This is a genomic window from Geomonas silvestris (assembly GCF_014193515.1).
Lineage (GTDB): Bacteria > Desulfobacterota > Desulfuromonadia > Geobacterales > Geobacteraceae > Geomonas > Geomonas silvestris.
Map to the genome: position 1 here is coordinate 25,117 of NZ_BLXX01000022.1, position 25,745 is coordinate 50,861.

Consider the following 25,745-nt stretch of genomic DNA (forward strand, 5'->3'; position numbering starts at 1 on the left):
GCCAGCCATTTTCGGACCTCATCGCCGACGGAAAATACTTAAGTTCTGCGTTCTATGTTCTAAGTTTCAGGTTCCAGGTCGTGTCATTCGGGCTTCTGCGGTTTTCGAGTTTCACGTTTAACTATTTCCAGTTGCGGTTTTGCATTCCCCGTTCCTGGTTTCGGATTTTCAGCGCCTGGTTTCTCATTTCCAGCTCCGGGTTTCTCACTTCCAGTTCCGGGTTTCTCATTTCCAGCTCTGGGTTTCTCACTTCCAGTTCCGGGTCTCGTATTTCCAGCTCCGGGTCTCGCATTTCCAGCTCCGGATCTCGCATTTCCAGCTCCGGATCTCGCATTCCGCGCTCCGCGTTTCGCATTCCGCCTTGTGTGTGTCGCATTTCCAGTTCCGGGTTTCGCATTGCCGGTTCCGGGTTTGGCATTCCCGCCTCAGCGTTTGGCATTCCCGGTTCCCGGTTTGGCATTTCCGCCTCAGCGTTCAGCATTCCCAGTTCCGCCTTTCGACTCCGCCTCTCGAACATCACCCTTTTATCCTATTCATCCCAGGCGAGGGGACTTTTTGTCACAAGAACTTGGTGTAAAAGGCGCGCGCTTTGTGCGTAAATCTCTTTTTTCTTCGTCAGTTACTTATTCGGGTACTGCTGAAAAGTACCTGCCTTTCGTTACTTAGCCAGCTATCTTCACGTATTTAAATATTGATATACCTTGGTTGGTGTGCTATATGGCAGGTGGCTGCTCCCGCTTCTGAGATAGTTTTCATCTGGTGCTGCCGAGCAGCTCTCAGCCAAGCTCGCAAAGGAGGATCACCGTGAAATTTTCGCGTCGGACCTTTCTGAAGGCCAGCGGTGCAGCGGGGTGCAGTCTGGCCGCCTACGCCGCGCTTCCCGAGAAGTTCCTGCTCTGGGCCGAGGAGCAAGGGATGCTGAAGGCGAGCTACGTTCCTACCTTCTGCGAGATCTGCTTCTGGAAGTGCGGCGCGATGGCGAAGGTGCTGAACGGCCGGGTTGTCAAGCTGGAGGGGAACCCCGCCCATCCCGGAGCCCGAGGTAAACTCTGCGCGCGCGGCAACGGTGGAGCCGGCCTGCTCTACGATCCCAACCGCCTGAAGACCCCCTTGATTCGCACCGGTGCCCGCGGAGAACAGAAGTACCGCAAGGCGACCTGGGACGAGGCCCTCGACCTGATCGCCTCCAAACTCAAGCGCATCAAGGCGGAGTCCGGCCCCGAGTCGGTGGCGCTTTTCACCCACGGCACTCCTACCGACCATTTTCTGCCGCTCCTCTTCGCCTACGGCTCCCCCAACGTCGGGATGCCCTCTTTCGCCCAGTGCCGCGGTCCGCGCGACGTGGGGCTCGAGCTCACCTTCGGGGAGGGAATCGGTTCCCCGGAACGCGTCGATCTCACTCGCTCGAAGGTGCTGGTACTCTTCGGTTCGCACCTTGGCGAGAACATGCACAACTCGCAGGTACAGGACTTCGCCGATGCACTCGCTGCGGGGTCCAAACTCATCGTGGTCGATCCCCGCTTCTCCATCGCCGCCGGCAAGGCTCATAGCTGGCTCCCCATCAGGCCTGCCACCGACCTGGCCCTCATGCTTGCCTGGATCCACGTGATCATCAAGGAACAGCTCTACGACAAGGCGTACCTCGACTCCTACGCTACCGGGTTCGCGGAACTTGCCGAAGCAGTTTCCGACTGCACCCCCGAGTGGGCTGCAAAGGAGACCGACCTGTCGGCCGAGAGCATCGTGGAGACCGCACGGCTGCTCGGGCATAACGCACCCAACGTCTGCATCCATCCCGGGCGCCACGCCACCTGGTACGGCGACGACGTCCAGCGCTCCCGCGCCATCGGCATCCTGGCCGCGCTCTTGGGGAGCTGGGGGAGAGAAGGGGGGTACTTCCTGGCCACCCGCAGCTCGCTCCCAAAGCTCGAGGGGAAGCCGTTTCCCGAACCAGTCAAGGCCCCGCTCAACCTGGGGAACTTCCCCTTTGCCGGGGCCGAAGGGGTCACCCAGGAGATCCGCCGCGCGACGCTCACCGGAGAGCCGTATCCCATCAAGGGATGGATCGTAACCGGCACCAACCTCATGAAGGCGATGCCCAACCAGAAGGAGACCGTCGAGGCGATCAACAAGCTGGACCTTCTGGTGGTGGTCGACGTCATGCCCACGGACACCGCCATGATGGCCGACGTCATCCTCCCCGAGTGCACCTACCTGGAGCGCCACGACGCGCTGGCGGTCGGAAAGGGGCGCTCGCTCAGCATCTCGCTGCGCCAGCCGGCGCTGCAGCCGCTCTACGACTCCAAACCGGGGTGGTGGATCGCCAAACAGATCGCCAACCGTCTCGACCTGGGGGACTACTTCCCCTGGCAGACCCTGGAGGAGAAGATCCAGGCGCAGTGCGCCCTTTGGGGAGTCAATTACCAGGAACTCAAGAAGGTCGGGACCATCACCATCCCCGACAGCGCCAACCCGTATATCACTGCCGACGCACCGGCCGAGTTCAAGACCGGCTCAGGAAAGATCGAGCTCTACAGCAAGGAGCTCAAGGAGAAGGGGTTCGACCCGGTGCCTCGCTATACCCGTCACCCGGGGCCGCGCCCGGGTGAGTTCCGGCTGGTCTACGGCAGAAGCCCGGTGCACACCTTCAGCCGCACCGCGAACAACCCCGAACTGCACGAGCTCTACCCCGAGAACGAGGTCTGGATCAACAGCGGGAAGGCTAAGGAGCTCGGGGTCAAAAACGGTGAGTACGTGGTGCTGGTGAACCAGGACGGGGTGCGCAGCAACCGGATCAAGGCGAAGGTCACTCAGCGCATCCGCACCGATTGCGTCTATGTGGTGCACGGCTTCGGCGCGGCCAGCAAGGGGCTCTCGCGTGCCTTTGCCAAGGGGGCCGACGACCAGGGGATGATCACCCGCTACGCCGTGGATCCGATCTGCGGCTCGACCGGGATGCACGTCAATTTCGTGCGCGTGGAAAAGGAGGGTGTCCATGCCTAAGTACGCCATGGTGGTCGATCAGCGGCGCTGTGTGGCCTGCATGGCCTGCGTGGTCGCCTGCAAGAAGGAGAACGAGGTCCCGCCCGGCCAGTTCCGCACCCGGGTGGTGGAACTGGTGGAGGGAGAGTTTCCCCGGCTGCGCATGGAGCTTCGCTCCGAGCTCTGCAACCACTGCGACAATCCCCCCTGCGTCTACAACTGCCCGACCGGCGCCTCCTACAAGGCTGCGGACGGGATGGTGCTTCTGAAAAAACACCGCTGTGTGGGGTGCAAGGCGTGTGTCGCCTCGTGCCCCTACGACGCCCGCTACATCAACGAGGAGAAGGGGTTCGCCGACAAGTGCACCTTCTGCTCGCAGCGCATCGCGGAGGGGAAACAGCCGGCCTGCGTCGCGACCTGCATCGGCAAGTCGCGCATCTTCGGCGACCTGGACGACCCCGCCAGCGCGGTGAGCGCCGCCCTGCGCGACAACCACCACGAAGTGCTCCTGGCCAGCGCGGGGACCAAGCCGCGGGTCTTCTACATCAAGAAATTCGGCACGCCGGAATAGGAGGCTTTCCCATGGAAATCACGGTTACCGGAGCGAATGCGCTTGTTTCTCCCCACCTGCACGTCTGGGACTGGCGGGTCTCGTTGTACCTGTTTCTCGGGGGGCTCTCGGCGGGGCTTGCGGTGATGACCTCGGTTTTGCACGTGCGTAAAGGGGGAGCGCTGGCAACCGGCGAACGAGCCGCGTCGACTGCCGGGCTGTTGGTGCCGCTCATCCTGAGCGTCGGGATGCTCTTCATCTTCCTGGACCTGGAGCGCAAGCTGAACGTCTTCTGGTTCTACCTGACCGTGCAGCCGCTCTCCCCCATGTCCTGGGGCTCCTGGGGGCTTTTGGTCTTCTACCCGGTGAGTGTCTTCTACGCCCTGGCCGCCTTCCCCGCGGAGCGCCGTCAGCAGTTGAGGCTTCCGGTGCTGATCCGCATTTCCGAGCGTTTGAGCGCCTACCGCCTGCAGCTTGCCGCAGCCAACTTCGGGATGGGGATCTTCATCGGGGTCTACACCGGGGTCCTCTTGAGCTCCTTCGTGGCGCGCCCCTTGTGGAACTCGGCGATCCTCCCCGTCCTGTTTCTCACCTCGGCCCTTTCCGCCGGTGCCGCCTTCATGATCATGATAGCGGACCAGAAGAAGGTGAAGCTCTTCTTCACCAAGGTGGACATCTGGCTCATCCTGGCCGAGATGGTGTTGTTGCCGCTTTTCTTCTACGGCCAGTACACCTCCTCGGGGGCGCACCGCAACTCGATCCTTCCCTTTTTCACCCTGAATCACGAGTACTTCTGGTACGGCTTGGGGCTTCTCTTCCTGGTGGTGATCTTCCCCATTGCCGTGGTGCTCAAGTTTTTGGAGGTGCGCGAGGACCATGGCGACGAGCTGACCGGGCAGGAGCTCATGCGGATGAACCTGAGCGCCGTGATGGTGCTTTTGGGAGGCCTGGTCATCCGGCTCTCCTTCGTCTACGCCGGCCAGTTGAGCCGTCTGAGCTAGGGGGGCGGCCGGGTAGGGCGTCCCGATTTGGCCTTTCGTTGTCAATGGTCAATCGTCCATTGTCAATTGCCTCATCAGCTGTGCCGGCCCCTGCAGGGGTCGTTATTCCAGGTAAGGAGGAGTATCCGATGAAGCGTATGGCAACCCTGTTGGTAGCGGCCCTGGTGGCGCTGAGCCTGTCCGGCCTGGCTTTTGCCGAAGAGACCAAACCGGCCGAGAAGAAGGAAAGCACCGAGGCCAAGCCGGAGAAGAAGGCCAAGAAGGCGAAGAAAGAGAAGAAGGACGAGGCCGCTGACGCCAAGAAGGAAGGGAAGCCGGCCAAGAAGAAGAAAGAGATGGCCGGCTGCTAAGCTCTTCAACCAGAGCGGAATCACTGGCGGTTACAAAAGGGAAGGCGCCCGATCACTGGGCGCCTTCCCTTTTTTCTGATATGTCGTTGCCCCAGGGGGACTGGCTCCGCAGCTGCCCGTCCCCTTGTGTGGTGCCGTGTCCCTTGCTCCGTCTTTATCTGCGGCACGCCAGCCAGCGGCCCCTCACCCCGATCCTCTCCCGGAGGGCGAGGGGGAGTTGGGGTTAGCTCGTGGGGGGCGTAGGGGGACAGTCCGCTTACTCGCTCACCTTATAGCTGCCGTCTTCTTTGAATTCGACGTTGGCGTTCAGAAACTTAACCGCGTACTCCTTTCCCTGCACCACGTCGAAGGCCATCTCGGCACGGGTGCCGGTGTTGCAGTAAAAGAGCACCGGTTTTCCCTTGGGGAGTTCCGCGAAGCGCTTGGCCATCTGCTCGGTCGGGATGTTGATGGCGTTGGGGAGCCGCTCCTTTTTAAACTCCTCCGGGGTCCGCACATCGACCAGGATGGTCCCCTCCGGCAGCCCCTTGAGGAAATCGTTCGGGCCGAGCTCGTTGGGGCCGAGCTTTTTGCGGTACACGATGCGATCCGCGGTCGAGCCCCCCTGGAGCTGGAAGCCTGCCCTGCGCCACTCCTCGATCCCGCCGGGGAAACCGGTCACGTTGCTGTAACCCCAGTCGCGCGCCGTGGAGACCGCCGCTGCCACGTCTTTTTCGCCCGTTCCATAGAAGACCAGCTGGGCGGCCTTTGTGCTCGGGAAGCGGTTTTCCCACTGCTCCAGCTGCGCCAGGGGGATATTGACCGCACCGGGAAGGTGGCCTGCGGCCGCAGCCTTGGCCTCGCGCAGGTCGATGAGCACCGCGTTTCCCTCGCTGATAAAGGCCGCGCTGGGGATGGTGTAGTGCTCGGCCTTCTTCCACCCGGGCTCCCCTGCGGTGAAAACCCGGACGTTAGGGTAGCCGAGGCTGCGGGCGATCTGCGCCGATTTGTGGCTCAGCCCACAGGAGACGCCGCCGCAGTAGAAAACGAGCTGGACCTCCTTGCGGGCCGGCAGGAGCGTGCTCCCCTGCTGTTCGAGTACGGGGAGCGGAATGGAGACCGCGTAGGGGAGGTGCCCGCTGGCGTACTTGGAAGCGGGGCGGGCATCGATGATCATCACCTCGGGATTGGGGCGCTCCAGGAGAGCTTCCATCTCCTGGAGCGGAACGTCCTGGACCCCCTCCGGGAGGTTCGGGATCATCTTGGTGATCCTGGTCGCCACCAGGTCGTCGCCGTCGCGCTGGTAGTCGACCGAAACGTTCTCTCCGGGGAGGATGTCCTTGGTCCCCGCCGCGTTGACAAAGGCGGTCTTCTCGTCGAACCTCAGGACCAGCGCCTTCTTGATCCCCTGATCAAGGGCGATGGTCTTCGACTTGTTGGCCAGCGCCCGGACCGGTCCCACCACGTTGAGCGTTTCGCCGGCGTATGCGATGCTGCAACCGCACCATAACGCGACGAGCGTCAGCTGTGCCACCCTGCCTGTCGATCTCCTCATGCTGTGCAACCTCCTGTACCTGAAGTAAGTTACCTGCTGAAAGGAAATGGCCGACCGTGCCCCGCTGAGCGGCGGGAGCGGTGCGCCGTTGCACCATGCGGCGCCACCGGCACCGCCCCCGCCGTTGCCATCGTCCCTGGATTGGGATTTTCTATATCATATATTCGAGTAGCTGCATAGTGCTGAATCAGAACCGGTAGTTGACGGAGCCGTAGATGTTCCTGCCGTTTTCGGGTACCCGCACCCCGCTTTGGAAGGGATCCCGCGCGTAGGAGAGGTGGCTGAAGTACTGCTTGTCGAGCAGGTTGCTCACCCCGACGATCACGGTGAAGCGCTCGATGCTGTAGCCCGCCTTGAGGTCGGTGGTGGCCCAGCCCGCGGTGCGCTGCTCGAGCAGGCCGGTATCGACCCGGTCCTGTTCGCGGGTCAGGTTCTCCAGTGCCTCGACGAAGAGGTGGCCGTCGTCGTAGCGTACCGACAGGGTCCCCTTAAGAGGCGGTATCTCGGAGAGCGGCCGGTTGCCGGTCTGGTTCTCCCCTTCGACGTAGGAAAGCGCTCCCCTCAAGAAGATGTTGTAGTCCAGCGCGACCTGGCTCCCCAACTCGGCGCCCCACATGGTGGCATGCACGTTCTGGTAGCTCTTCTCGAAGAGGCCGGGCACCTGGTAGAAGTTGATGTAGTCCTGGAGGTCCGAGTAGAAAAGCGAGGCGTTCAGGTAGAAGCGGTCGGTGGCGAACTTGGCGCCCAGGTCGGCCTGATGGTTCACGGTCGACTTCAACCCGGAGTTGCCGTGCCAGTACGGTGAGTTGAGCGTCGGGGCGGCGGCGAGCGGCACGTCGAGGAAGAGCTCCTGCTGGTCCGGCGTCCTCGTCCCGCGCGCGATGCCGACGAAAAGGTCGAGCCCCTGCACCGGGGTGTAGTTGAGCTGCAGGTTGGCGCTCAGGTTGGTGAAATCGCGGCTGGTCCCGGCGCTCACCCGGGTGTTGCTCTTCTCCGCGTCCACCCAGGTCAGGTCGCCGCGCAGGCCGCCGGTCAGGCGCAGGCGGTCGCCCAGCGGCAGCTGGTACTCCCCGAAGAGCCCCAGGTTGTCGACGCTGGCGTCGGGGACCATGGCCAGGTCGCGGTAGGCGAAGTACCCGGCGCGGCGGTTCACGGCGTCCCAGTTGCGGTTGTAGTAGTCGACCCCGGTCTTAAGGGATCCCGGTCCTGCGGCAAGGGTGCCCTGCAGCTTTAACCCGTAGACCTGGGTGCTCGCGTCGGTCTGCATCGAGTAGAAGCGCGTGGTGGTGAGGGAGCTGGCGCGCTCCCGGTCGTCCATCAGGTGGTTCACCTTGTCCCAGTAGGCCTGCACCTTGAGTTCGCGCACCAGAGGGGAGACCTTCTCGATCCGGTAACTCCAGTTTAAAAGGTGGGTCCGGTCGTAGTCGGCATCCATCTTCAAGTACGGGTAGAGCACGTGGTCGGCGTCCTGGTAGCTGTAGGAGAGCTCGCTGCGCGCGTTGGCGGTCGGGTTGAAACCGAGCTTGAGCCACCCGGTGTTGATCTCGTAGGCCTTCGAGTCGACGGAGCCGGGGCGGTAGCGGTTCGGGCTGCTGGCGGGGTAGATCTCGGTCAAGCGCCTGCCGTCGCCCGACTCCGGGACGTCCGAGTACTTGTAGGCGTACCCCATGAGGAGGTCGTACTTCTCCGTCGCATAGGAACCGGTGGCGGCCGCGTTCAGGCTGTTCCAGGATCCGTACATCAGGTTGAGGTCGGCGCCCCAACCGGTCCCCGGGCGCTTGGTCTGCGCGTCGATCATCCCGCCGAGCCCCCCGGGGTTACTGAGGTCGTAGGGGCCCTTGACGATGGTTACCTGCTCGACCTCGGCGAAATCGAGGTGGAAGGAGGGAGGGTCCATCCTGGAAGGGCAGGCGCCGTGCAGGCGCACCCCGTCCACCAGGACGTTTATGTTGTCCCGCTGGAAGCCGCGCAGCACCACGTCGTTGGCGATGGCCCCCTTGTGCACGTAGCTTACCCCTTCGACCTGCTTCAGGGCTTCGCCGAGGTCCCGAGCCGGGCTTTCCCGCACCTCGCGTATCGAGAGGTTCTCCTCGATGGGGGACTGCTTCTGGCCGCGCACCGTGATCTCGTCGAGGATCTGGCTTTCGGCCCGGGCCTCGGGTGCGTAGAGGGCAAAGCCGCAGGCTGACAACAACAGGGCGTATCTGGAAATGCTCTTCATAACAGGAAATCTCCTTTAAATAATAAAGTTAGGGGTGCAGCGCAAAGTGCACCGGCAGCACGATCTCGGCGCGGACCGGCGGCTTGGGAAACGGCGCGACGGCGCGGACCGTGTCCAGGGCGCTTTGATCGAGGATCGCGTGGCGCGAGCTCTCCACCACCTTCAGGGTGGAGATGCTGCCGTCCTCCTGGATGACGAAACTCACCACCGTCTTGCCGCTCCAGTTCATGCGGCGCGCCAGGGGCGGGTAGGCGAGCCGCCGGGTGACGAGGTCTCGGATGTAGGCGAAATGCTCTTTCACGTAGTGCTGCTGCGCCGTTTCCCGGTGTGCGGCCGGAGCCGGCGGCGGGGTGGCGACCGGCGCGGCGCTCGCGGGGGGGGCGCTGGCGCTTCCCACCGTAGCCGGCTCCGGTCGCTGTGCGTCGCGCGGCGGGCCTGGTGCCGGGACCCGTTCTGCCGCTGGCTGCAGTGGCAAGGGGACAGCCACCGGGGTAGGCTGGGTGGCCGGGCTCTTGAGCTGCACCGGTACCGGCGCCGGTTCCCTGACCGGCACCGGGGCGCTGGTGCTGGCGGGGAGCGGCGGGCGCAGTTCCGGCCGCTGCGGCGACGGCGCCGTCTTCGGACGCGGCAAGTCCGGCAGGTCCAGGTACTCGAGGGAGATCGTAACCGGATGTACCGGCTGAACCTGCCGCGAGACGGCCAGGGTCAGGGCCAGGGCCAGAACCAGGTGCAACGTGAAAGACAAGCCGCAGCATTTGGTCAGTTGACTCATGGGCAACCTCCTGCAAAGGCGGATCTTTGGGCGAGTGCGGGCGCAGCTGTGGCGTTGCTGCCTGGGCCGTCCACGCACGTCGGGTATCTGGTGATCGTCTGGTTAGCTCAGGATGTCGGGGGGCGGGTCGGGAGGTTCGGGGAGGCGGGAGAGCACGGTGCGCGGCATTTCGAGATGCCGGGTGTCGGAACGGGGAATGGCAAAACCGGGTTGGAAATAGAAGGGGAGCAACTCACCTGCCTTTTCGGCCGCAGCAAGGAGCGAGTCGCTCTTGCCGCAGGGGCAGCCGCAGGAGATGACGGTGGCTCCGCTGTCCGACGCGGTCTTCCTGCAGCAGTCCGGAAGCTCCTCGTGGCGGTGGTTACCTGCAAGTTGGCGCTGCTTCGCACAGCAGCAGGTGCCGCGGGTGCTACTTTCCGGCGGGCAACCGCAGGTGTCGCAGGAACCGGTACATGCTCCGGTCAAGGCGTGCAGCACCACCTTCGAGCGCAGGGTAGGGGAGATAAGGGGGCTTACCGAAAGACAAAGGTAGATCAGCAGCATCGGCAGGGCGATGACGGCGCGCAGCGGAGCTTTGAAGTTGGGGTGGGATGACACCGGCATGGTATGCGAGCTCATTGCACCAGGCTCGAAAGCCTGTCCAGGCGCGACGGCCTGATTGTTAAGACACTAACGTATTGGGCTCAATGTCTCTTCAGGTGCAGATTGGCTCATAGCCTAGCAGGTTTTTTTTGTTTGTATAGTCTTTATGTGTGGCGTGGCTTATGAAGGTTTGTTTTTCTTGGCACTACTGAGTGTGAGCAGGAGCTCCCAGAGTGACGGCGCAATCAGCTGTGACAGTAACGGCATCTCAGGTAGTGTCAGGAACCGTAAGCTCCACGAAAAGGCGCAGGTGCACCATGGGTGCGATGTCCTCCAGTTCCGGCATCCGCCCCGCCGCAATGCGGGAAAAGATCCGTTCCTCGTCGAGGTAGACCGCCAACTCGCCCCGCGGTCCTTCATGATCGAGCTGCACCGCCACCTGCCAACCTTTACCCTCGATGAGGCGGGCCAGACCGGCCGCCGTTTCGGAGTACTGCGCTCAGATGTTGCAGAACTCGATTCTCAGCCGCATGGGTAGCCTCCGCTTTGGTTCGGGTCAGTGGTCGCTCTTCGTGCTGGTAGTGCAGCCGCAGGAACAGCCGCAGCCCAGGCCCCGCGCCTTCTCAAACGCCTCGCGTCCTTCCCAAAACGAGAGGACGGCGATGATCAAGGAGCCGACGGCGTCGAGGGACCCGATGCCGGTGAGCTGGAACCCGAGGCTCGCGGCCAGGAGCACCACGGAGAGCCTAAGGCAGGTGCGGGTGCAGGCGGCGTCCGCCAGAATGGCCGGGGAGTTGAGGGCCGTGCCGACCTTGGTCTTGAAGTGGATCAGGGCCTGCATGGAAACGATGGAGATCAGAGAGATCACGATGCCCCAGCGGGTCGTCTGCGGCTGGTGCCCCTGGAACAGGGAAGCGGAAGCGGTCGCGATGAGCCCCGCGGTGAGGAGGTAGAAGGCGCCGCCGGTGATGCGCAGGGCCTGGCGCTCGAAGGGGTCACGGTCCGCCGTCTCGCCGCGCCCGAGCCTGCGCACCATGTGCCAGATGCCGACGCCCGAGATCACCTCGACGAAGGAGTCGATGCCGAAGCCAAACAGGGAGATGGTTTCGTCTCCGGCACCGAACCAGACCGAGACGGCCCCTTCCAGGAGGTTGTAGTAGATGGTGATGAGCGCCAAGAGGCTCGCCTGGCGGTAGACCCTTTGCAGTTCAAGCATCTTGTTGCAGAACATGTGTGTGTCTCCGGGGCCGCTGGGCAACCCGCTTTCGCTCAATTTTCGGTAGGGAGCCCGGCGTTTCTCCAGCCATGCATGTGCCCCTCGAGGAGGTCAAGGTTTAGGTATCCAAGCGTACTCAGGATCCCCTTGGCGATCTGGGCCCGCGGCCCGTGTTCGCAGGTGATCACCAGTTCAGTGTTCTTGTCGGAGGGGAGTTTGGCCAAAAAGAGCAGGATCTTCCAGGTGGGTGCATGTATCGCCCCGGGGATGTGCCCGCGATTGAATTCAAACCCGGTCCGGACATCGATGACGGCGGGGGCGGTTCCGGACTTCAACTTCCCTGCCAGTTCCTGTGCGCGCATGGCGGCTCCTCTGGTACGGACGTAGTGTGACGGCACTTAGGTCAGGTCTCAAAATACATGCAAAAAATGATATGTCAATCGTTATCTCCTGTCTCAGGGGCGCACCTGCCTCCGGAAGGCCGGGAGACTATTGGCAACGGGAACAAACTGGCCAGCTTCAACTGTAAGTTGAGACCAGGAAAATGTCATAAGGAAAACACCTGCCAGAGAAAGAGACGACCTGTCTGTCACAGGAAAAGTTTGGCGCTCTCTCATTGCGCTCTGCACATTCCTTGTTAAAGTATTCGGACTTTGTCTTTGAGAGAAAATCTGTTACCTGAACCATGAAGAACAAGGAGGATGGCATGCCTAAAACGTTGTGGATAGTGTTGGCGCTGGTACTGATGGCAGGTTGGGCAGGTGCGGCCGATCTGCCGGTCGCTCCCAATGGGATAGCCCTCTACCCGGAATTCATGTCCTGGAAGCCGCTGGCGCCTTCCTACCGGGAGGACAAGGGGCACATCCGCCTGATTACGGCGAACGACGTTGCCCTGGCCGGCCTGCGCGCCGGCAAGAACCCGCTCCCCGATGGCAGCGTCCTCGCCAAGGTCGCCTGGAAGGCGGTGAAACACCCTGCGTTTCCGGTGGCCACCGAACCGGGCGAATTCGTCCAGGTCGAATTCATGGTGAAGGATTCCCGCAAGTATGCCGCTACCGGCGGCTGGGGCTTCGCCCGCTTTGTCGGCAAGGAGCTCAAACCGTACGGCAAGGATCCCGGCTTCGTCGCCGAGTGCTTCGGCTGCCACACCCCCGTTGCGGCAAAGGATTACCTCTTCACCTCCCTGCCGTCGGTCCCCTAGGCGCCCAGGTTCTCCGCAAGGTACCTGGCAAAAGATGAAAAAGCCCGCAACTCATCAGGTTGCGGGCTTTTTTGCGTCTGGCGTCTTGGCTCAGAGCGAGAAAAAAGGGTGCGCAGAGCTCTGGCTAGCCTCCGGCTCCCGTTGGGGGGGCCAGGCCGAATTCGGCGAACAGGGACTCCAGCAGGGCGCGATGCTGCTCGCTCAGCTCCTGGTGGGCCAGGACCATGGTGCGCGGGCGCTGGTGCAGGAAGTTATCGATGAAGTGGCAGTGCAGTTCTCCGGCGGCAATCTCCCGCTTGACCAGGGCCTTGGAGACGAAGCTGACCCCCTTGCCGGCTGCCACCTCTCCCAGGATGAAGGAGAAGTCGTCGAAGTACACGATGCCTGAGAATTCGGACCAGTCGCGCCCGGAGAGCCGGAGGTTTTTGTCGATGAAGCGCCTGGCGCAGCCGTTTTCTGTTTTCAGGTAGAGACGCTGGCCGTGCAACGCGCTGAGTGGGGTGCGGCCGGAGGGGATGCCGAGTTCGGGGGCACTGATGAAGACCACTTCGTCGTCGGGGAGCTGGTAGCAGATGCGCCCCATCAGGTCGATCTCGTCGCAGTGCTCGATGAGCGCGAGGTCGAAACGGCGGCTGTCGATCCCGGCCAGGGCCACCTCCGGCATGGCGAAGACGCAGTTGAGGTCGACGGTTTCGGCGTGGGCCGCGGTGAAGGAGGCCAGCACCTTGGGGAGCCGGTCGACGCCGACGGAAGGGGTGGAACAAAAGGAGATCTTGCGCTTGGCCTTGGCAGGGTCCAGACCGCTCAGGAACTCCTGCTCCAGGTCGAGCATCTTGCGTCCTTTCTCGATCAGGAGCCGTCCGGCTGGAGTGGGGGTAAGAGCGCTGCCGTTGCGCTCCAGGAGGGGGTGGCCGATCACCTCCTCGAGCTGCTTGATGCGGCGCGAGACTGCCGACTGGGTTACGAAAAGAACGCTTGCCGCTTTGGTGATGTTACCAAGTGCCGCAACCTTCAAGAAGGTTTTCAGAAGTAGGAGATCCACGCTGACGTCCCCCCGCTGCAGTTCCTCATGCGCATTTCGCATTCCAATTATGCAAATTATTCATTTATTGCTTATGACAAAATCTTAGTAAGATTGCAATTAAAAAAGCCCCAGCCAGCATCCTAATTAGAACACTGCCCAGACCCGCTGTTCCAGGTAGGAGGAAATGCTTCCCTTTAAGGCGCAGGGAAGAGGACTTCCAACCGGGCACCCGGTGTGCTGCGCGAACCTGAAGGAGGTGCGACGCCAGTATCCTGATCCCCTGCATTGTCGGTATTCTTCATCTATTTTGCACTGAGGAGGCGTTATGTCGGAAAGAACGAAGGTCGCGAGCAGATGGCTTCTTGGCGGACTGCTCACCGTGCTCACCGTGGCGGTACTTGCCCTGTACGGCTGCGGCACCAAAGGGTATGACACCCCGACCCAACCGGTGTCGGTAACAAGGCAGACCCCCACCGCACTCGTCGACGCGGCCACGCTGAAAACCTGGACAGACAGCGGTTTCATCAACCAGAACAGCTCGCCGGTGGACAAGGTGGTGGTGCTCGAGGTGACGACGCCGGCGGCGTACGCAACGGCGCACATCCCCGGTTCGCTGCTGCTTGACTCCAGCAACAACGTGGACCTCACCATGACCCGCCTGGAAGGCATCGCCCCGATCGGCACCATGGTTCCCACCGGCGCCGTCATGGACGAGATCATCCAGCGCTCCGGCATCGACAGCCGGACCACGGTGGTCTTCTCGGTCAGCAAGGGGGGGAGTTTTCTCAATACCGCCCGGGCCTACTTCACCTTCCGCTACTGGGGGTTCCCGAAGGACCGGCTGAAGGTGCTAAACGGCGGCGATAACGCCTGGGAGGATGCCGGCAACACCCTGACCGCCGCCGCCACCACGGTGACCCGCTCCAGCTACAGCGTGCGCACTACCGGCCTCAACTCTGCGCTACGGGCTCCCATCGGCGACATGATCAAGCTGGTCGACGACATCAACCTGGGAGCGGTCAGTACGACCAATGTCTCCATCGTCGATCTGCGCGGCGGCACCATCACCGCCAACATCGCCAATGCCATCGTGGACGACTTCAATCGCTACGCCGATTTCCCGGGCGGCGTCAACACGAAGACCAAGATGTTCCCGGCGAGCAGCGACCTGGTGACCCGATTGAACGCCAAGGGGCTCACCAACGCGCGGAGCATGAACTACGTCTACTGCGCCTCCGGTATGCGCGCCTCGACCCTGTTCCTGGTGCTGGACGGCGTGCTCGGCTGGCCGGTCACCCTGTATGACGGCTCCTGGGGGCAGTGGTCCGCCTACGTGGGCGCCAACAACGTCGCCACTATCTGGAAGGTGGACGTAGTAACGCCAAACACCACATTCCCCAGGACCACTGGGACCATCACGGCCGGCACACTCGCGCTCGACCCGGTCTCCAACGCGCTCTTCTCGTCGGTAACCGACCCGCGGGCCAACCAGATCAAGGTCGAAGACACCCAGTACATCAGCACCGGCACGACCAGTGGCGGCTCGACCAGCGGCGGTTCCGGGAGCTCTTCGGGGGATTCCGGCAGCGGCTGCTGACCCCGGTCTGAAAGCACCAGTCCAGCAAAGGACGCAATCCTTCTCTACCAAAAGGAGTTGGCACTATGAGCAGATTGATAAAGTCGGGGAGCGTGGCGGCGGCTGCGCTCCTGCTGATGGCCGGCACGGCGATAGCGGGTCCCCAGATGACCTTCGGCCCCGATGACCAGGGGGCGCTGCAGATCGATTACAAGGGGCAGTTCCAGATGACGGTGCGCGACACCGGCTCGGGAGCGAACAACGACGACACCACCACCAACTTCAACTTCCGGCGCAACCGCCTGGCGCTCATGGGGCGCTGGGGCGAGACCTTCGGCCTCTACGTGCAGACCGAGTTCGCCGAAGACCAGAACATCGGCACCCTCGGGGTGGCCGACACCAACCGCGGCTTCGAGTTCCAGCTCCTGGATGCGGTGATGCGCTTCAACCTGCACGACAGCTTCAAGATCAACGTCGGCAAGTTCAAGTACAACTTCAGCCGTGAGAACCTGGAAGCCTGCGAGATGCCGCTTACCCTGGACCGCTCGCTCTTCATCCGCGCCCCCTACGTCACCACCCGCGACACCGGGGTGGCGGTCTGGGGGAACCTCTTTCAGGACATCTTCCAGTACCGGTTGGACGTGATGGAAGGGCGCAAGGCCGTTTCGGGCAACACCGCCCCGGCCAGCGACTTCCGCTATTCGGCCCGCGCCCACCTGACGCTCCTCGATCCGGAGAAGGAGTACGGCTACAAGGGGACCTACCTGGGCGAGAAAACGGTACTCACGGTGGGTGCCGCCTACCAGTTCGAGCCGGACGTAGCCTATGCTGACACCGCGGCTCTGACCGGCAAGAGCGATTACCGCGGCTGGACGGTGGACGGCTACTTCGAGTACCCGGTCGCCGGCCTGGGCACCGTCACCGCCTCGGCGGCCTACGAGGATGTCGACCTGGACGACGCCTACAAGGGGACCAATCCCGACCTGCTTTCGGTCGGCTTGAACGGCCAGAAAAACGGCTGGTACGTAAAAGGCGGCTACCTGTTGCCGAACCTGCCGCTGCAGTTCTTCGGGCGCTACGAGAAGTGGCGCTTCGCCCAGTTGAACAACATCTACGACCAGCAGATCGACTGGTACGGGGTCGGCGCCAACTACTACCTGCGCGGGCAGAACCTGAAGCTTACAGCCGAGTTCAGCCACACCGACTTCGACAAGGAAGCCACCCTGAGCGGGTTGCAGGGGACCAACCTGAGAAGCAAAGATTTCAACACCTTCATCGCGCAGCTGCAGCTCATCTTCTGATAGCGGTTCGGGACCGGCCGATATCCGGTACTTTTGATTACCACCGGTACAGGAACTGAAGCTCCCTGTATCACCTCCTTCCATGTCATGGCCGACGGAGCCCGCCGTCGGCCACTTTTTTGTCTGTATATATTCCGGAATATGAATGAAAGAACTTGGTTAACGGGAAAATTTTTACTATAGTAGGCCAACCTCAAGGCAGTGCCGGAGACCATGCGTCGCGCGAACCTCACCACGAACCGGGTGTTTCCCCTTTGGCTGGGACTTATCCTGCTGCTGTCACTGTCCGGTTGCGCAGAGCAGAGCCCCCGGAAAATGGGGTGCGAGCGCTGCCACCTGCGGATCGAGCGGGTATCTGCGAGCCATCCGCGCTGCGTCTCCTGTCACGGCGGCGACCCCGAGGCGAGCGTAGCGACCGTCGCGCACAAAACGATGTACGGACCCAAGAACCCGGCCGCCCCGGAGCACTGGGAGAAGAGCTGCGGGGCCTGTCACCAGTACCAGGTGGGCCGGATGAAGGCGAACCTGATGTACACCGGGACCGGGATGATCAAGAACACCCAGCTTACCTGGGAGGGGTGGGACGAGCAGCTCTACAGCAGCAGGGGAGGGGAGGTTATCGATCCCCTTGGGAACCGGCTCACCCTTAAACCGGTTGCCGAACTGGACAACCTATCCGGCGAACTCTACCGCAAGTTCTGCTCGCGGTGCCACGTGGGGCAGGGGACCGGCGACGTCTACGCCTCCAGCCACGGCTCTGGCTGCGCCGCCTGCCATTTCCCCTTCAACAACGACGCGACCTACCAGGGAACCGATCCCGTTATGCGCGGGAAGGCCCCCTTCTCGGCGAGCCATGCCCTGGAGGCGCTGCCGGGGAACCAGGTCTGCGCGCGCTGCCACAACCGCAGCGGCCGGATCGCGCTCTCCTTCCAGGGGCTCTACGACGGCAACAACTCGCTGGTGCCGACCCGCAACGGGTCCCCGGGGCCGGTTCTCTTGAGCGGTCTGCGCAACGCGGTGCACATAGCACCCGACGTGCACGCCCAAGCCGGCATGGACTGCATCGACTGCCACACCTCCCGCGACCTGATGGGGGACGGCTACGCCTACCAGAACATGAACCTGCAGACCGAGATCAGTTGCGAGGACTGTCACGGCGGGGCCCGGCTGCCGCGCTACCGGGAGATCGCCCGCGAAAGCGACGAGGCGCTGCGGGAATCGAGGAACTACCGGATCCGGATGCGTCCCGGGATGAAGATGGTGCAGACCGCCAAGGGGCGCAGCTACTCGAACGTCTTCTACCAGGACGGCACCGTGTACGTCCTGGGCAAGCGCAGCGGGAAGCTCTTCAAAAGCAAGGTGATCACCGGCAGCGCCGAGCACAGCATCGTGGGGCACGGCCGGATGGAATGCTACGCCTGCCACTCCCGCACCGTGGTGCAGTGCTACGGCTGCCACACCCGCTACGACAAGACGGTGAAGGGGATGGACTTCATCAAGGGGCGCGAGACCCCGGGGCGCTTCAGCGAGACCGAGGACTACCGGATGCTCTATCCGTTTCCGCTCGCCCTGAACCAGCGCGGCAAGGTCTCCACGGTGACCCCGGGGTGCCAGACCTTCGTTACCGTGGTGGAACCGGACGGCACCGCGTCCAAAAACGAGTACGTCGCGCGCTTCAAGGGGAAGCAGCAGCTCCGCTTCGCCCCCTTCTTCTCGCACAACACCGGGAAACGGGCGGTCGGGTGCGTGGAGTGTCACGGCAACCCGGCATTTCTGGGGTTCGGACAGCACGTGGTCGCCGGCGGCGACATCTACGGGACCCTGATCTGCGAGCAGTCGGCGGACAAGCCGCTGGACGGCTTTCTCACCTTGCAGGACGGCAGGGTCCGCGCCTATTCCGCCATCACCAGGGAGCACTCCCGCCCCTTGAACGGCTCCGAGGTGCGGCGCACCCTGGCGGTCAATACCTGCCTGGTCTGTCACGCCAAGGCGTCGGACCCGATCTACCGAAAGGAACTGGATTATCGTGCGCTGGATGATGCTGTGCATCGCCGCCTGCTGGCTCGCCCTTAGCGCGACGCCGGGACGTGCCGCGGAAAACTGCAAGGTGTGCCACCGGGTGACCCTTGAGGGGGTGCATGCGCGCCTTGCCTGCCTCTCCTGTCATTTGAGCGAAAGCGCGACGCTTGCCAACCCAGCGGCTGCGGCCGGAGGCGCCCAAGGGTGCAGCGGCTGCCACGCGGGGTACGCCCGGCTCTTCGACCACGCCATGGGAACCCGGGACCGGGAGCGGCGCTTTGTGGAACGCAGCATCGGTAGGTTCGACGCCGGGTTCTTCGAAAACCGCTGCGGGTCCTGCCACCTGGCCGGCTGCACCGACTGCCACGGCGGGAGCGGTCACCGACTTAAGCGCGCCGGCGACCGGGCCTGCTTTGCCTGCCACAAGGGGTACTTCGTCGGGACCGACTACTACGGCATGGCGCCGCGCGAGGACAGCCTGCGCTACCAGCGCGGCGAGGTCGCCTACGGCCAGAGCTTCCTGAAGATGACCCCCGACGTCCATGCCGAGGCCGGTCTTCGCTGCGCCGCCTGCCACAGCATGACGAGCCTGGCGGCCGGGGAGAAGGCCTCCAAGGGGTGTCGCGACTGCCACCGGGTGAGCCAAAAGGTCGTGGAGCACCGGATCGCGGCACACCTCGAGAAGCTGGAATGCTACGCCTGCCACTCCGCCTGGGCCGCGCAGGAGTACGGCACCTTCTGGCTCCGGTTTACCGACAGCACCCTCCAGGAGGAGTTCGAGGTCAAGGAGAACGCCGGGAACTACCTGAAGAGCGCCTACCTGCGCAAGCAGGACGCGCCCCCCCTGGGGATCAATGCCGCCGGGAAGGTGAGCCCGATCCGCCCCCAGTTCCTGCTCTATTTCTCCGATATCAGGAACGACCGGGCGGTTGGGGGGTGGACGGCGGGGGGGCAGGACCTCCTGGAAAATCGCCTCCTCGCTGCCGAATGGAAGACGTTTTTCCCGCACACGGTGAGGCGGGGGACGGTCATGTGCGAGGGGTGTCACGATACCCCGCGCCGTTACCTGCTCGAGGCTCCGCAGGACCGGATCTACCAGCTGCAGGCCGACGGGATGACCCTGCCGTCCTTTTGGGATCGGTCCGGGCAAAAGGTGGTGAACGGGGACTTCCTCCCCATGGCGCGCTACCGGCGGGTGGCTGCCAAGACTCAGGAATACCAGAGGGCATACCTGGAAAAATGGCAACAGCTGATCAAACACGTCGAGGCTTCCTCGTCACCCTGATCGCGGCCCTGGCCGGAGCCGCGGCACTCGGGCGCTACCTGAGCCCGACGCTGCGCCGGAAAAAGGCGCTGCTCAAGGTGGCCAAGGCGGACCTGCCGGTCCAGGGGGCACTGGTCTACCGCGCGGAGCGGGTCGCCCTCATGAGGGAGGGGGAGCGTGTCTACGCCTTAAGTCTTATCTGCACCCACCTCGGGTGTACCGTCAACGTGACCCCCGGCGACATCGTCTGCCCCTGTCACGGCAGCAGTTTCGACCGCGATGGGCGCGTCCTCAAAGGTCCGGCCGATCTGCCGCTCAGGCGGTTGGCGGTGGAAGAACAGGGGGAGTTCTTCCACGTGCTGGTGTAAGGCCAGCAAAGGCGCAATCTGAGGTTTCGAGCCCCGGGAGGCTTTTTGCTCAACGACTTTCTCAGCCATCTCTTTCCGCGGGTCGTTTTACGGCGCAACCTGGCGTTTTCCTACACGTTCTGCCTGGGCGGCCTCGCTTTCGGCGCCTTTTTGCTGCTCCTTTTGTCGGGGATGCTGCTGCTCTTCTACTACCAGGCCGCACCCGACAAGGCGTACGCTTCCATCCTGTTCCTGGAAAGCTCGGTCTGGGGAGGGGGCTACCTGCGCAGCCTGCACCGGCTTTGCTCGCACACCCTCCTGGTGCTCCTCATGCTGCACACCCTGCGCGTGGTCCTCACCGGCGCCTACCAGAAACCGCGCCACCTGAACTGGGTCATCGGCTGTCTCTTGATGCTGCTCTGCGTCTTCGAGGCTTACACAGGCTACCTGCTCCCCATGGACCAACTGGCCCTGTGGGCCACCCAGACCGGGATGGAACTCTTGGCTATCTTCCCCTGCGGCCCGCTGCTGCGCGGGATCCTGGTTCCGGACGGCATCGGCCAATCGATGTCGCTTTTGCGCTTTTACGCGCTGCACATTATGCTGGTTCCGCTTTCCGTGATGGGGCTCAGTTTCCTGCATTTCTACCGGATCCGGAAAAACAAGGGGGTGCTTCCCTACCTATGACGCGCGGCTACCTGAAAAGCTCTCCGTACTTCTTCCGGATCATCAAGATCGCCTGGGTGGTCAGCACCATCTGCCTTCTGGTGTCCGCCGCGTTGCTGCCGGCGCCGCTGCAGGAGCCGGCCGACCTGGCGCGCGTCCCGAACCCGGTCAAATCCGCCTGGTTCTTGCTCTGGATCCAGGAACTGGTGAGCCACTCGAAGTACCTGATCTACGCCGTGCTCGTCTTGGCGGTAGGGATGGTTCTGCTCCCCTGGCTTCCGGGCCAGAAAAAGAGCGATCAGGCCACCTGGCTTGGGAAAGGGCACCTCGGCATCGCTGCGGCAGCCATGGCCACCTTCGCCGCCGTGCTGCTCCTGACTGTCGTCGCCAGGTATTTCAGAGGTGAGAATTGGGCCTTCGTCCTGCCGTTTTAGGGGTGCTTTTGGCTGCGCTTGTCGTGATGCCGGGCACGGTTCAGGCGGCCCGCTCCAGCTGCCTGCGCTGCCACAGGCCGCACTATGCACAATTGGGTAGCTGTGAGGAGTGTCACCGGGGGGACGGGCGCTCCGAGCGCCTTGCCATCGCGCATCGGGACCTGGTACGCGGCAGGTACGCCTGGTCTGCGCTTGCCGGCTCAGAGCCGCTCGCACGCGGGGAAAAACTGGTGGAACTCTTCGCCTGCCGGCGCTGCCACACCCTAGCCGGAAAGGGTAACCATCTGGCGAGCGATCTGGACCGCCTGGGGAAGTCGGCGGTGCCTGAACAACTGGAGCGTGCCATTCGGACCCCTGCCTTCTTCATGCCGGATTTTCAAGGTAGCGATCACCAGGTGGACGATCTCGTGGTCGCCATCCTTGCCGGCGCCCTGAAGGGAAAAAAAGGAGGGAAAGAGGGACCGCAGCTGGTGCATTTCGAGGGGGGGCGGGGCGAGGAGCGTGTTTTCCAGAAGCAATGCGGCCCCTGCCACAAGGCACTGACCGGAACGTGGGGCGGCTTGGGTAGAGGAAACGTCGGACCGAACCTCTCGGGACTCTTCAGCGACTTCTACCCGAAAACCTGGCAGCAAGGGGAACGTTGGACCGCAGAGGCGCTGAGGAAATGGCTGCAAAACCCGCGTGCCCACCGGCAGGTCACCCAGATGCTACCTCTACGGTTGAGCAAAGCCGAAACGGAGCGGCTTCTGGCTGAGCTGCAATCCGGCAGGTGACGGGCCGGGTACAACGGTGCCTCTTTAAATGGGCTACGAAAAAAGGGCTTACAGTTTGAACTGTAAGCCCTTTGCGGTTTGCGGGCGGTCTGGCTTCACCCTTTGCTGGTGTTCCGCCGGATAACCCGCCGCTCTCCTCTTTAAAATCACGGGATCAGCGTCACGTTTACCCCCGTGCTGAGTCCGGTCACCGGTCGCAGTAGCTGGTCGGTCGGCGAGAAGGAAATTGCCGTCACGTTCGAGCTCGTGGGCGGTGTGCTCCCGGACGAGGTGCTGCAGTTGACCGTGGCGAATTCACCAACGCCGAAGTTCCCGGCTATGACGAGCTCGAGTGTGCCCGGTGCCGTCGAAGTCGCAGGTTTGTAGACCGGAGGCAACATCGCGCTGTTTCCGGCTTGGGCCGCGACCCCGGAAATGGTCACTACACCGGAAGAGACCGTGACCGGTGTGGTGCTGTCGGTGGCGACCGTTGTTCCCGTCGGCAGCTGGATGGTGACGCCAAGCCCCGAGAGCTGGGTTCCCTGGGGCAACACTCCCTGGGTGCTCAGCTTGAGGATTGACTTGGTAGGGGACTGCGACGCTTCGGGTGGCGTGGTGGTTGTCGCGGTCGTTGTCGTTGTCGGTGCTGAACCGGGCGCGGATGATCCGCCGCAACCCGCGAGCAGCCCCGACACCAGGATGCACAGAAGTGCGATATACCGTTGAATCCTTTTCATGGCCTGCCTCCTCGGTAGCTACAACCCCACCACCATTCTCAAGATCCCGATTACATCGTAGATATCGAGGTTCCCGTCACCCGAGGGTTTCCCATCGGATCCGAGCGGGGCGATGTCGGCATGCGCCAAACCGACGCTGGTGGTTTCAGAGCCTCCGTGCACCATGTTCAATACGGCCAAGGCGTCGCCGATATCGGGCCCCGTCTTGCCGTTTGCCGGGTCGAGGATGCCGTCCGGGCGTATGAACTGGACGACCACGGCATGGTTCGCCGTGACCCCGGATATGGAGTAGGTGTCCCCGGAAAGGGCAGACAGGCGATCGGCTCCGTTGTCGGTCAGGGCGCTGGGGTGATATCCAGCGGCCGAGGTAACCGTGCAGGCTGCGCTGGCGCCGGCGTTGACCGGTGAGGTGCAGCTGATGCTGCCGTTGCCGCTGAGGACGGTTCCGGTAACCAGGAAGGTGGCGACAGCCGGGGCGGTAAGCGTGAGGGTGCCGCTGGCGCTCCCGACGTAGTTGGCGTCGGCAATGGTCCCGACGACGGCATAGGTTCCGACTCCAACCGGGTTCACTGGGGTGTAACTGAAGATGACGGTCAGGCCGGCAGGATGAGTGACAACCGTGGCGGCCTTCAGCGTCCCGTCGGAAACCTGGGTCAGGTTGCCCAGGGTAACGGTGCCGGGGGCCTTGGCGATGGTCATCGTGCCGCTGGCGCTCCCGAGGTAGTTGGGGTCGGCGATGGTTCCAACGACGGCATAATTTCCGGCCGCGGCGGGGTTTGCTGGGGTGTAACTGAAGATGACGGCCAGGCCCGTTGGATTAGTGACAGCCGTAGCGGCCTGCACCGTTCCATCGTAAACCGGGCTCAGGCTCCCCAAGGTAACGGTGCCGGAGGCCTTGGCGATGGTCAGGGTGCCACTCGCGCTCGTGGCGAGGAAGTTCGGGTCGGAGATAGTCGCGACGATAGGGTAGCTCCCTGCGGCGCTGGGGGGCGTTGTTCTGCCGGTATAGCTGAAAATGACGTTCCCTCCGGCAGGAACCGTCGTTGCGGTGGGTCTCCTCTCGGTTCCATCGTAGGTCTGGTTCAATCCGCCCAGGGTGAGGGTGCCGGTTGCCTTCCCGATGACCAGGGTCGCGCGCGCGCTTCCCGGGTGGACGGGATCGGTGATGGTAGCTTCCACAAGGTAGCTCCCCGCATTGGTCGGCGGGGAGGCGCTCCCGGCATAGCTTAAGGTGACCGGCAGACCGGGGGGAGACGTCGTGGCGGTAACCGGCTTCGGAGTGCCGTCGTAGGTGCGGGTCAGGTCGCCCGTTGTGATGGCCACGGTTCCTGAGGAGCTCTCGACGACGAAGGTGTGCGGCGTGGCAGCGGCAGGGTAGTACTGGGCATTACCTGCCTGGGCCGCCGTCACTACCACATTTCCCCCGCCGGTGAAGGTCAACGTGGTCTCGGTGAGTGTGGCCGGGCCACTTACGAGGTTGAAGGTCACCGGGTTGCCCGAGCCGCCACCCGTAGTGATCGTGCTCAGGTTCAGGGGCGGGTCGCCGTAGCGTATCGTGGCGGGCGCATTGAAGGTTATGCGCTGGATTATGAGCGGCCCGCGTACCGGGAGCGCAAAGTACGGGGGGAGCTGCTGATAGGTAAGCAGCGTACTCGCGAGCCAGTCCAGCCCCTGGGACTTCACCATCCACTTGTCGGACGTATAGGAGGGGACGGGGAAGGAATCCGAAGTCCAGTACCAGCCGTGGTTGGGGGCGTTGACGAATTCCCGCAGCCAGCCGCCCACGTAATCGACCAGACTGCGCATTTCCTTCCGGTTTGGCAGGCGCCAGTCGCCCGGAACAGAGCGGTCGTTCAGATCGCACTCGCCGTTTGCCAGGTTTTGGGCGAAGCTGATCGCCTGCCGCTGCGAGCTTATGTTGCTGAAACATCCCGCGTTCCTGGGCCAGATCAGCCCGGTGAGAGCATCGGTCGTCGTGCCGTTGCCGTTGTCGTAAAAACGCGGATAAGGCATCGGCACCCCTTTTTGCAGATCGCCGTCCGACCCGCTACCGTTGCAGGGAGTATCGTTGCCGTCGGCGTCCCAGCAGCCGTGCTGGCCCGTTCTCGCCAGGGTGGTGGAGTCGCCCTTTACTGGCCAGATGTACTTCAGGTTGACCTTGGCGTCCCCCTGGATGGTGCCGGTGTACATATCCGCCCCTATCGCGTTGATGCCGGGGAAGTAGTCAGCCGTGATGGTGGAGGTCCAGTAGATGGGCCAGGGATAGGGGAGATTGGTGAAGGGGTGGTTTGCGGGCAACGGCGGGTTGGCCTGGGAGAGATCCATCAGGCTTTCGAACTCGTTCACGTTGGGGACCCGCCAGGTGCCGGGGAGCGAGCCGTCGCTCAAACCGCACTGGCCGCTTCTCAAGGACTTCGCGGCTGCGAGTGCGGCCGTCCAGTTCCACCCCCCTTGCAGGCTCTGGGCGGGATTGGGGGGAGGGGGGTTGATTGCCGCGCAGACCGCGTCCTTAAGCCAGATGAGGCCGGTCAGATTGTCGGTAACCGTGCCGTTCAGGTTGTCCGTAAAGCGGGGGGATGGCCAGTCCGCCCCGATCTGCGTTTCTCCATCCTGTCCGGTGTTGGCGCAGTCGATGGGGCCGCTTGGGTCGTAGCAAAGCGTCTGCCCCGTTTTGGGTAGGTTCACCGTTGCGGCTGCTGCCGCCAGTGGAACCAGCAGCAGTAACCAAGCCGTTAGCACAATTCTGCGTGTCATGGCATACCTCCTGGTCAAACTCGTTTCGTCTCATTGACGCCGAAAGGTTGGGATCCCTTAATTGTTCTCGCATGGCGTGTGCCGACGCAAGACATTGAAATTAAAGACTGCTAAATATTCCGACCTGGTCAGGAGTGCGATATTTGCGCACGTGGGTGTACGCCAGGCGCACAGGCTCGATGAGGGGCGGAAGGCGGCTGAGGCAGGGCAGGGGGCGGGAAATCGGCGTTCAGGGCAAGACGATGCCGTTTCGGCTGGTGAGGCGGACAACGGTTTCGCTTGTTGAGTCCGGGGCTTGGTTCGTGCGGCGCCGTGCGGTGGACGACGAGTCATGCGGCGATGAGAGAGGCGGCGAGTCAGGGGGTGAGTCAGGGGGTGAGTCAGGGGGTGAGTCAGGGGGTGAGTCAGGGGGTGAGTCAGGGGGTGAGTCAGGGGGTGAGTCAGGGGGTGAGTCAGGGGGGG

Annotated in this window: 24 protein-coding genes; 13 read left to right on the plus strand and 11 right to left on the minus strand. The window is 63.0% G+C overall.

Annotated elements, in window-relative coordinates:
• Positions 1 to 121 precede the first annotated feature (121 nt).
• Positions 122 to 517 carry a hypothetical protein gene (locus GMST_RS21060; protein WP_183356684.1) on the minus strand — a complete coding sequence of 132 codons (396 nt, stop codon included), beginning with the start codon at positions 515 to 517 and terminating at the stop codon, positions 122 to 124.
• 287 nt (positions 518 to 804) lie between these two features.
• Here GMST_RS21060 and GMST_RS21065 point away from each other — a divergent pair, with 287 nt between their 5' ends.
• The 4 genes from GMST_RS21065 (at position 805) to GMST_RS21080 (ending at position 4,883) form a co-directional block, all read left to right on the plus strand.
• On the plus strand, positions 805 to 3,003 hold the full coding sequence (locus GMST_RS21065; protein WP_183356685.1) for a molybdopterin-containing oxidoreductase family protein: 2,199 nt from the start codon (positions 805 to 807) through the stop codon (positions 3,001 to 3,003).
• On the plus strand, positions 2,996 to 3,553 hold the full coding sequence (locus GMST_RS21070; protein WP_183356686.1) for a 4Fe-4S dicluster domain-containing protein: 558 nt from the start codon (positions 2,996 to 2,998) through the stop codon (positions 3,551 to 3,553). The genes GMST_RS21065 and GMST_RS21070 overlap by 8 nt, the downstream gene beginning before the upstream one ends.
• Positions 3,554 to 3,564: 11 nt before the next feature.
• Entirely contained in the window at positions 3,565 to 4,533 is a 969-nt protein-coding gene (gene nrfD / locus GMST_RS21075) for an NrfD/PsrC family molybdoenzyme membrane anchor subunit (RefSeq protein ID WP_183356687.1), read from the plus strand.
• Between the two features lie 128 nt (positions 4,534 to 4,661).
• Positions 4,662 to 4,883 carry a hypothetical protein gene (locus tag GMST_RS21080; protein WP_183356688.1) on the plus strand — a complete coding sequence of 74 codons (222 nt, stop codon included), beginning with the start codon at positions 4,662 to 4,664 and terminating at the stop codon, positions 4,881 to 4,883.
• 256 nt (positions 4,884 to 5,139) lie between these two features.
• Here GMST_RS21080 and GMST_RS21085 read toward each other — a convergent pair whose 3' ends face one another.
• The 7 genes from GMST_RS21085 to GMST_RS21115 form a co-directional block, all read right to left on the minus strand.
• Entirely contained in the window at positions 5,140 to 6,417 is a 1,278-nt protein-coding gene (locus tag GMST_RS21085) for a rhodanese-like domain-containing protein (protein WP_183356689.1), read from the minus strand.
• A gap of 187 nt (positions 6,418 to 6,604) precedes the next feature.
• On the minus strand, positions 6,605 to 8,638 hold the full coding sequence (locus GMST_RS21090; RefSeq protein ID WP_183356690.1) for a TonB-dependent receptor: 2,034 nt from the start codon (positions 8,636 to 8,638) through the stop codon (positions 6,605 to 6,607).
• A 28-nt stretch (positions 8,639 to 8,666) separates the two neighbouring features.
• Complete coding sequence (locus GMST_RS21095; protein WP_183356691.1) at positions 8,667 to 9,410, minus strand: energy transducer TonB; 744 nt, start codon at positions 9,408 to 9,410, stop codon at positions 8,667 to 8,669.
• 102 nt (positions 9,411 to 9,512) lie between these two features.
• Complete coding sequence (locus GMST_RS21100; RefSeq protein WP_183356692.1) at positions 9,513 to 10,013, minus strand: hypothetical protein; 501 nt, start codon at positions 10,011 to 10,013, stop codon at positions 9,513 to 9,515.
• Between the two features lie 247 nt (positions 10,014 to 10,260).
• Positions 10,261 to 10,425, minus strand: coding sequence for a SelT/SelW/SelH family protein (locus GMST_RS22350; RefSeq protein ID WP_246399984.1), 165 nt, complete (start codon positions 10,423 to 10,425; stop codon positions 10,261 to 10,263).
• 123 nt (positions 10,426 to 10,548) lie between these two features.
• The gene (locus GMST_RS21110) at positions 10,549 to 11,223 is read right to left on the minus strand and encodes a cation efflux transmembrane domain-containing protein (RefSeq protein WP_183356694.1); all 675 of its coding nucleotides are present in this window, start codon (positions 11,221 to 11,223) and stop codon (positions 10,549 to 10,551) included.
• A gap of 38 nt (positions 11,224 to 11,261) precedes the next feature.
• Positions 11,262 to 11,570, minus strand: coding sequence for a rhodanese-like domain-containing protein (locus GMST_RS21115; protein WP_183356695.1), 309 nt, complete (start codon positions 11,568 to 11,570; stop codon positions 11,262 to 11,264).
• A 344-nt stretch (positions 11,571 to 11,914) separates the two neighbouring features.
• On the opposite strand from GMST_RS21115, the gene GMST_RS21120 reads away from it, so the two are divergent.
• Entirely contained in the window at positions 11,915 to 12,409 is a 495-nt protein-coding gene (locus tag GMST_RS21120; protein ID WP_183356696.1) for a cytochrome P460 family protein, read from the plus strand.
• Positions 12,410 to 12,533: 124 nt separating this feature from the next.
• Here the strand turns inward: GMST_RS21120 and GMST_RS21125 are convergent, their stop codons facing one another.
• Positions 12,534 to 13,451 carry a LysR family transcriptional regulator gene (locus GMST_RS21125; RefSeq protein WP_183356697.1) on the minus strand — a complete coding sequence of 306 codons (918 nt, stop codon included), beginning with the start codon at positions 13,449 to 13,451 and terminating at the stop codon, positions 12,534 to 12,536.
• Between the two features lie 307 nt (positions 13,452 to 13,758).
• Here GMST_RS21125 and extH point away from each other — a divergent pair, with 307 nt between their 5' ends.
• From extH to extS, 8 genes are all read left to right on the plus strand, one after another.
• Positions 13,759 to 15,030: a selenite/tellurite reduction operon rhodanese-like protein ExtH gene (extH, locus tag GMST_RS21130; protein ID WP_183356698.1), complete on the plus strand. Its 1,272-nt coding sequence runs from the start codon at positions 13,759 to 13,761 to the stop codon at positions 15,028 to 15,030.
• A 65-nt stretch (positions 15,031 to 15,095) separates the two neighbouring features.
• Positions 15,096 to 16,310 carry a selenite/tellurite reduction operon porin ExtI gene (gene extI / locus GMST_RS21135; RefSeq protein WP_183356699.1) on the plus strand — a complete coding sequence of 405 codons (1,215 nt, stop codon included), beginning with the start codon at positions 15,096 to 15,098 and terminating at the stop codon, positions 16,308 to 16,310.
• 213 nt (positions 16,311 to 16,523) lie between these two features.
• Entirely contained in the window at positions 16,524 to 18,383 is a 1,860-nt protein-coding gene (gene extM, locus GMST_RS21140; protein WP_183356700.1) for a selenite/tellurite reduction operon c-type cytochrome ExtM, read from the plus strand.
• Complete coding sequence (gene extO, locus GMST_RS21145; RefSeq protein ID WP_183356701.1) at positions 18,337 to 19,614, plus strand: selenite/tellurite reduction operon b-type cytochrome iron-sulfur cluster-binding subunit ExtO; 1,278 nt, start codon at positions 18,337 to 18,339, stop codon at positions 19,612 to 19,614. The genes extM and extO overlap by 47 nt, the downstream gene beginning before the upstream one ends.
• Complete coding sequence (locus GMST_RS21150) at positions 19,569 to 19,961, plus strand: QcrA and Rieske domain-containing protein (protein ID WP_183356702.1); 393 nt, start codon at positions 19,569 to 19,571, stop codon at positions 19,959 to 19,961. Before extO ends, GMST_RS21150 begins: the two co-directional genes overlap by 46 nt.
• A gap of 45 nt (positions 19,962 to 20,006) precedes the next feature.
• Positions 20,007 to 20,627, plus strand: coding sequence for a cytochrome b N-terminal domain-containing protein (locus GMST_RS21155; protein WP_183356703.1), 621 nt, complete (start codon positions 20,007 to 20,009; stop codon positions 20,625 to 20,627).
• Complete coding sequence (extQ, locus tag GMST_RS21160; RefSeq protein WP_183356704.1) at positions 20,624 to 21,040, plus strand: selenite/tellurite reduction operon b-type cytochrome membrane protein ExtQ; 417 nt, start codon at positions 20,624 to 20,626, stop codon at positions 21,038 to 21,040. The genes GMST_RS21155 and extQ overlap by 4 nt, the downstream gene beginning before the upstream one ends.
• Before the next feature lie 2 nt (positions 21,041 to 21,042).
• Positions 21,043 to 21,813, plus strand: coding sequence for a selenite/tellurite reduction operon c-type cytochrome lipoprotein ExtS (gene extS / locus GMST_RS21165; RefSeq protein WP_183356708.1), 771 nt, complete (start codon positions 21,043 to 21,045; stop codon positions 21,811 to 21,813).
• A gap of 146 nt (positions 21,814 to 21,959) precedes the next feature.
• On the opposite strand, the gene GMST_RS21170 is transcribed toward extS, so the two are convergent.
• Together GMST_RS21170 and GMST_RS21175 are read right to left on the minus strand one after the other, a co-directional pair.
• Positions 21,960 to 22,343 carry a hypothetical protein gene (locus tag GMST_RS21170; protein ID WP_183356705.1) on the minus strand — a complete coding sequence of 128 codons (384 nt, stop codon included), beginning with the start codon at positions 22,341 to 22,343 and terminating at the stop codon, positions 21,960 to 21,962.
• A gap of 204 nt (positions 22,344 to 22,547) precedes the next feature.
• On the minus strand, positions 22,548 to 25,283 hold the full coding sequence (locus tag GMST_RS21175) for an MBG domain-containing protein (RefSeq protein ID WP_183356706.1): 2,736 nt from the start codon (positions 25,281 to 25,283) through the stop codon (positions 22,548 to 22,550).
• Positions 25,284 to 25,745 lie beyond the last annotated feature (462 nt).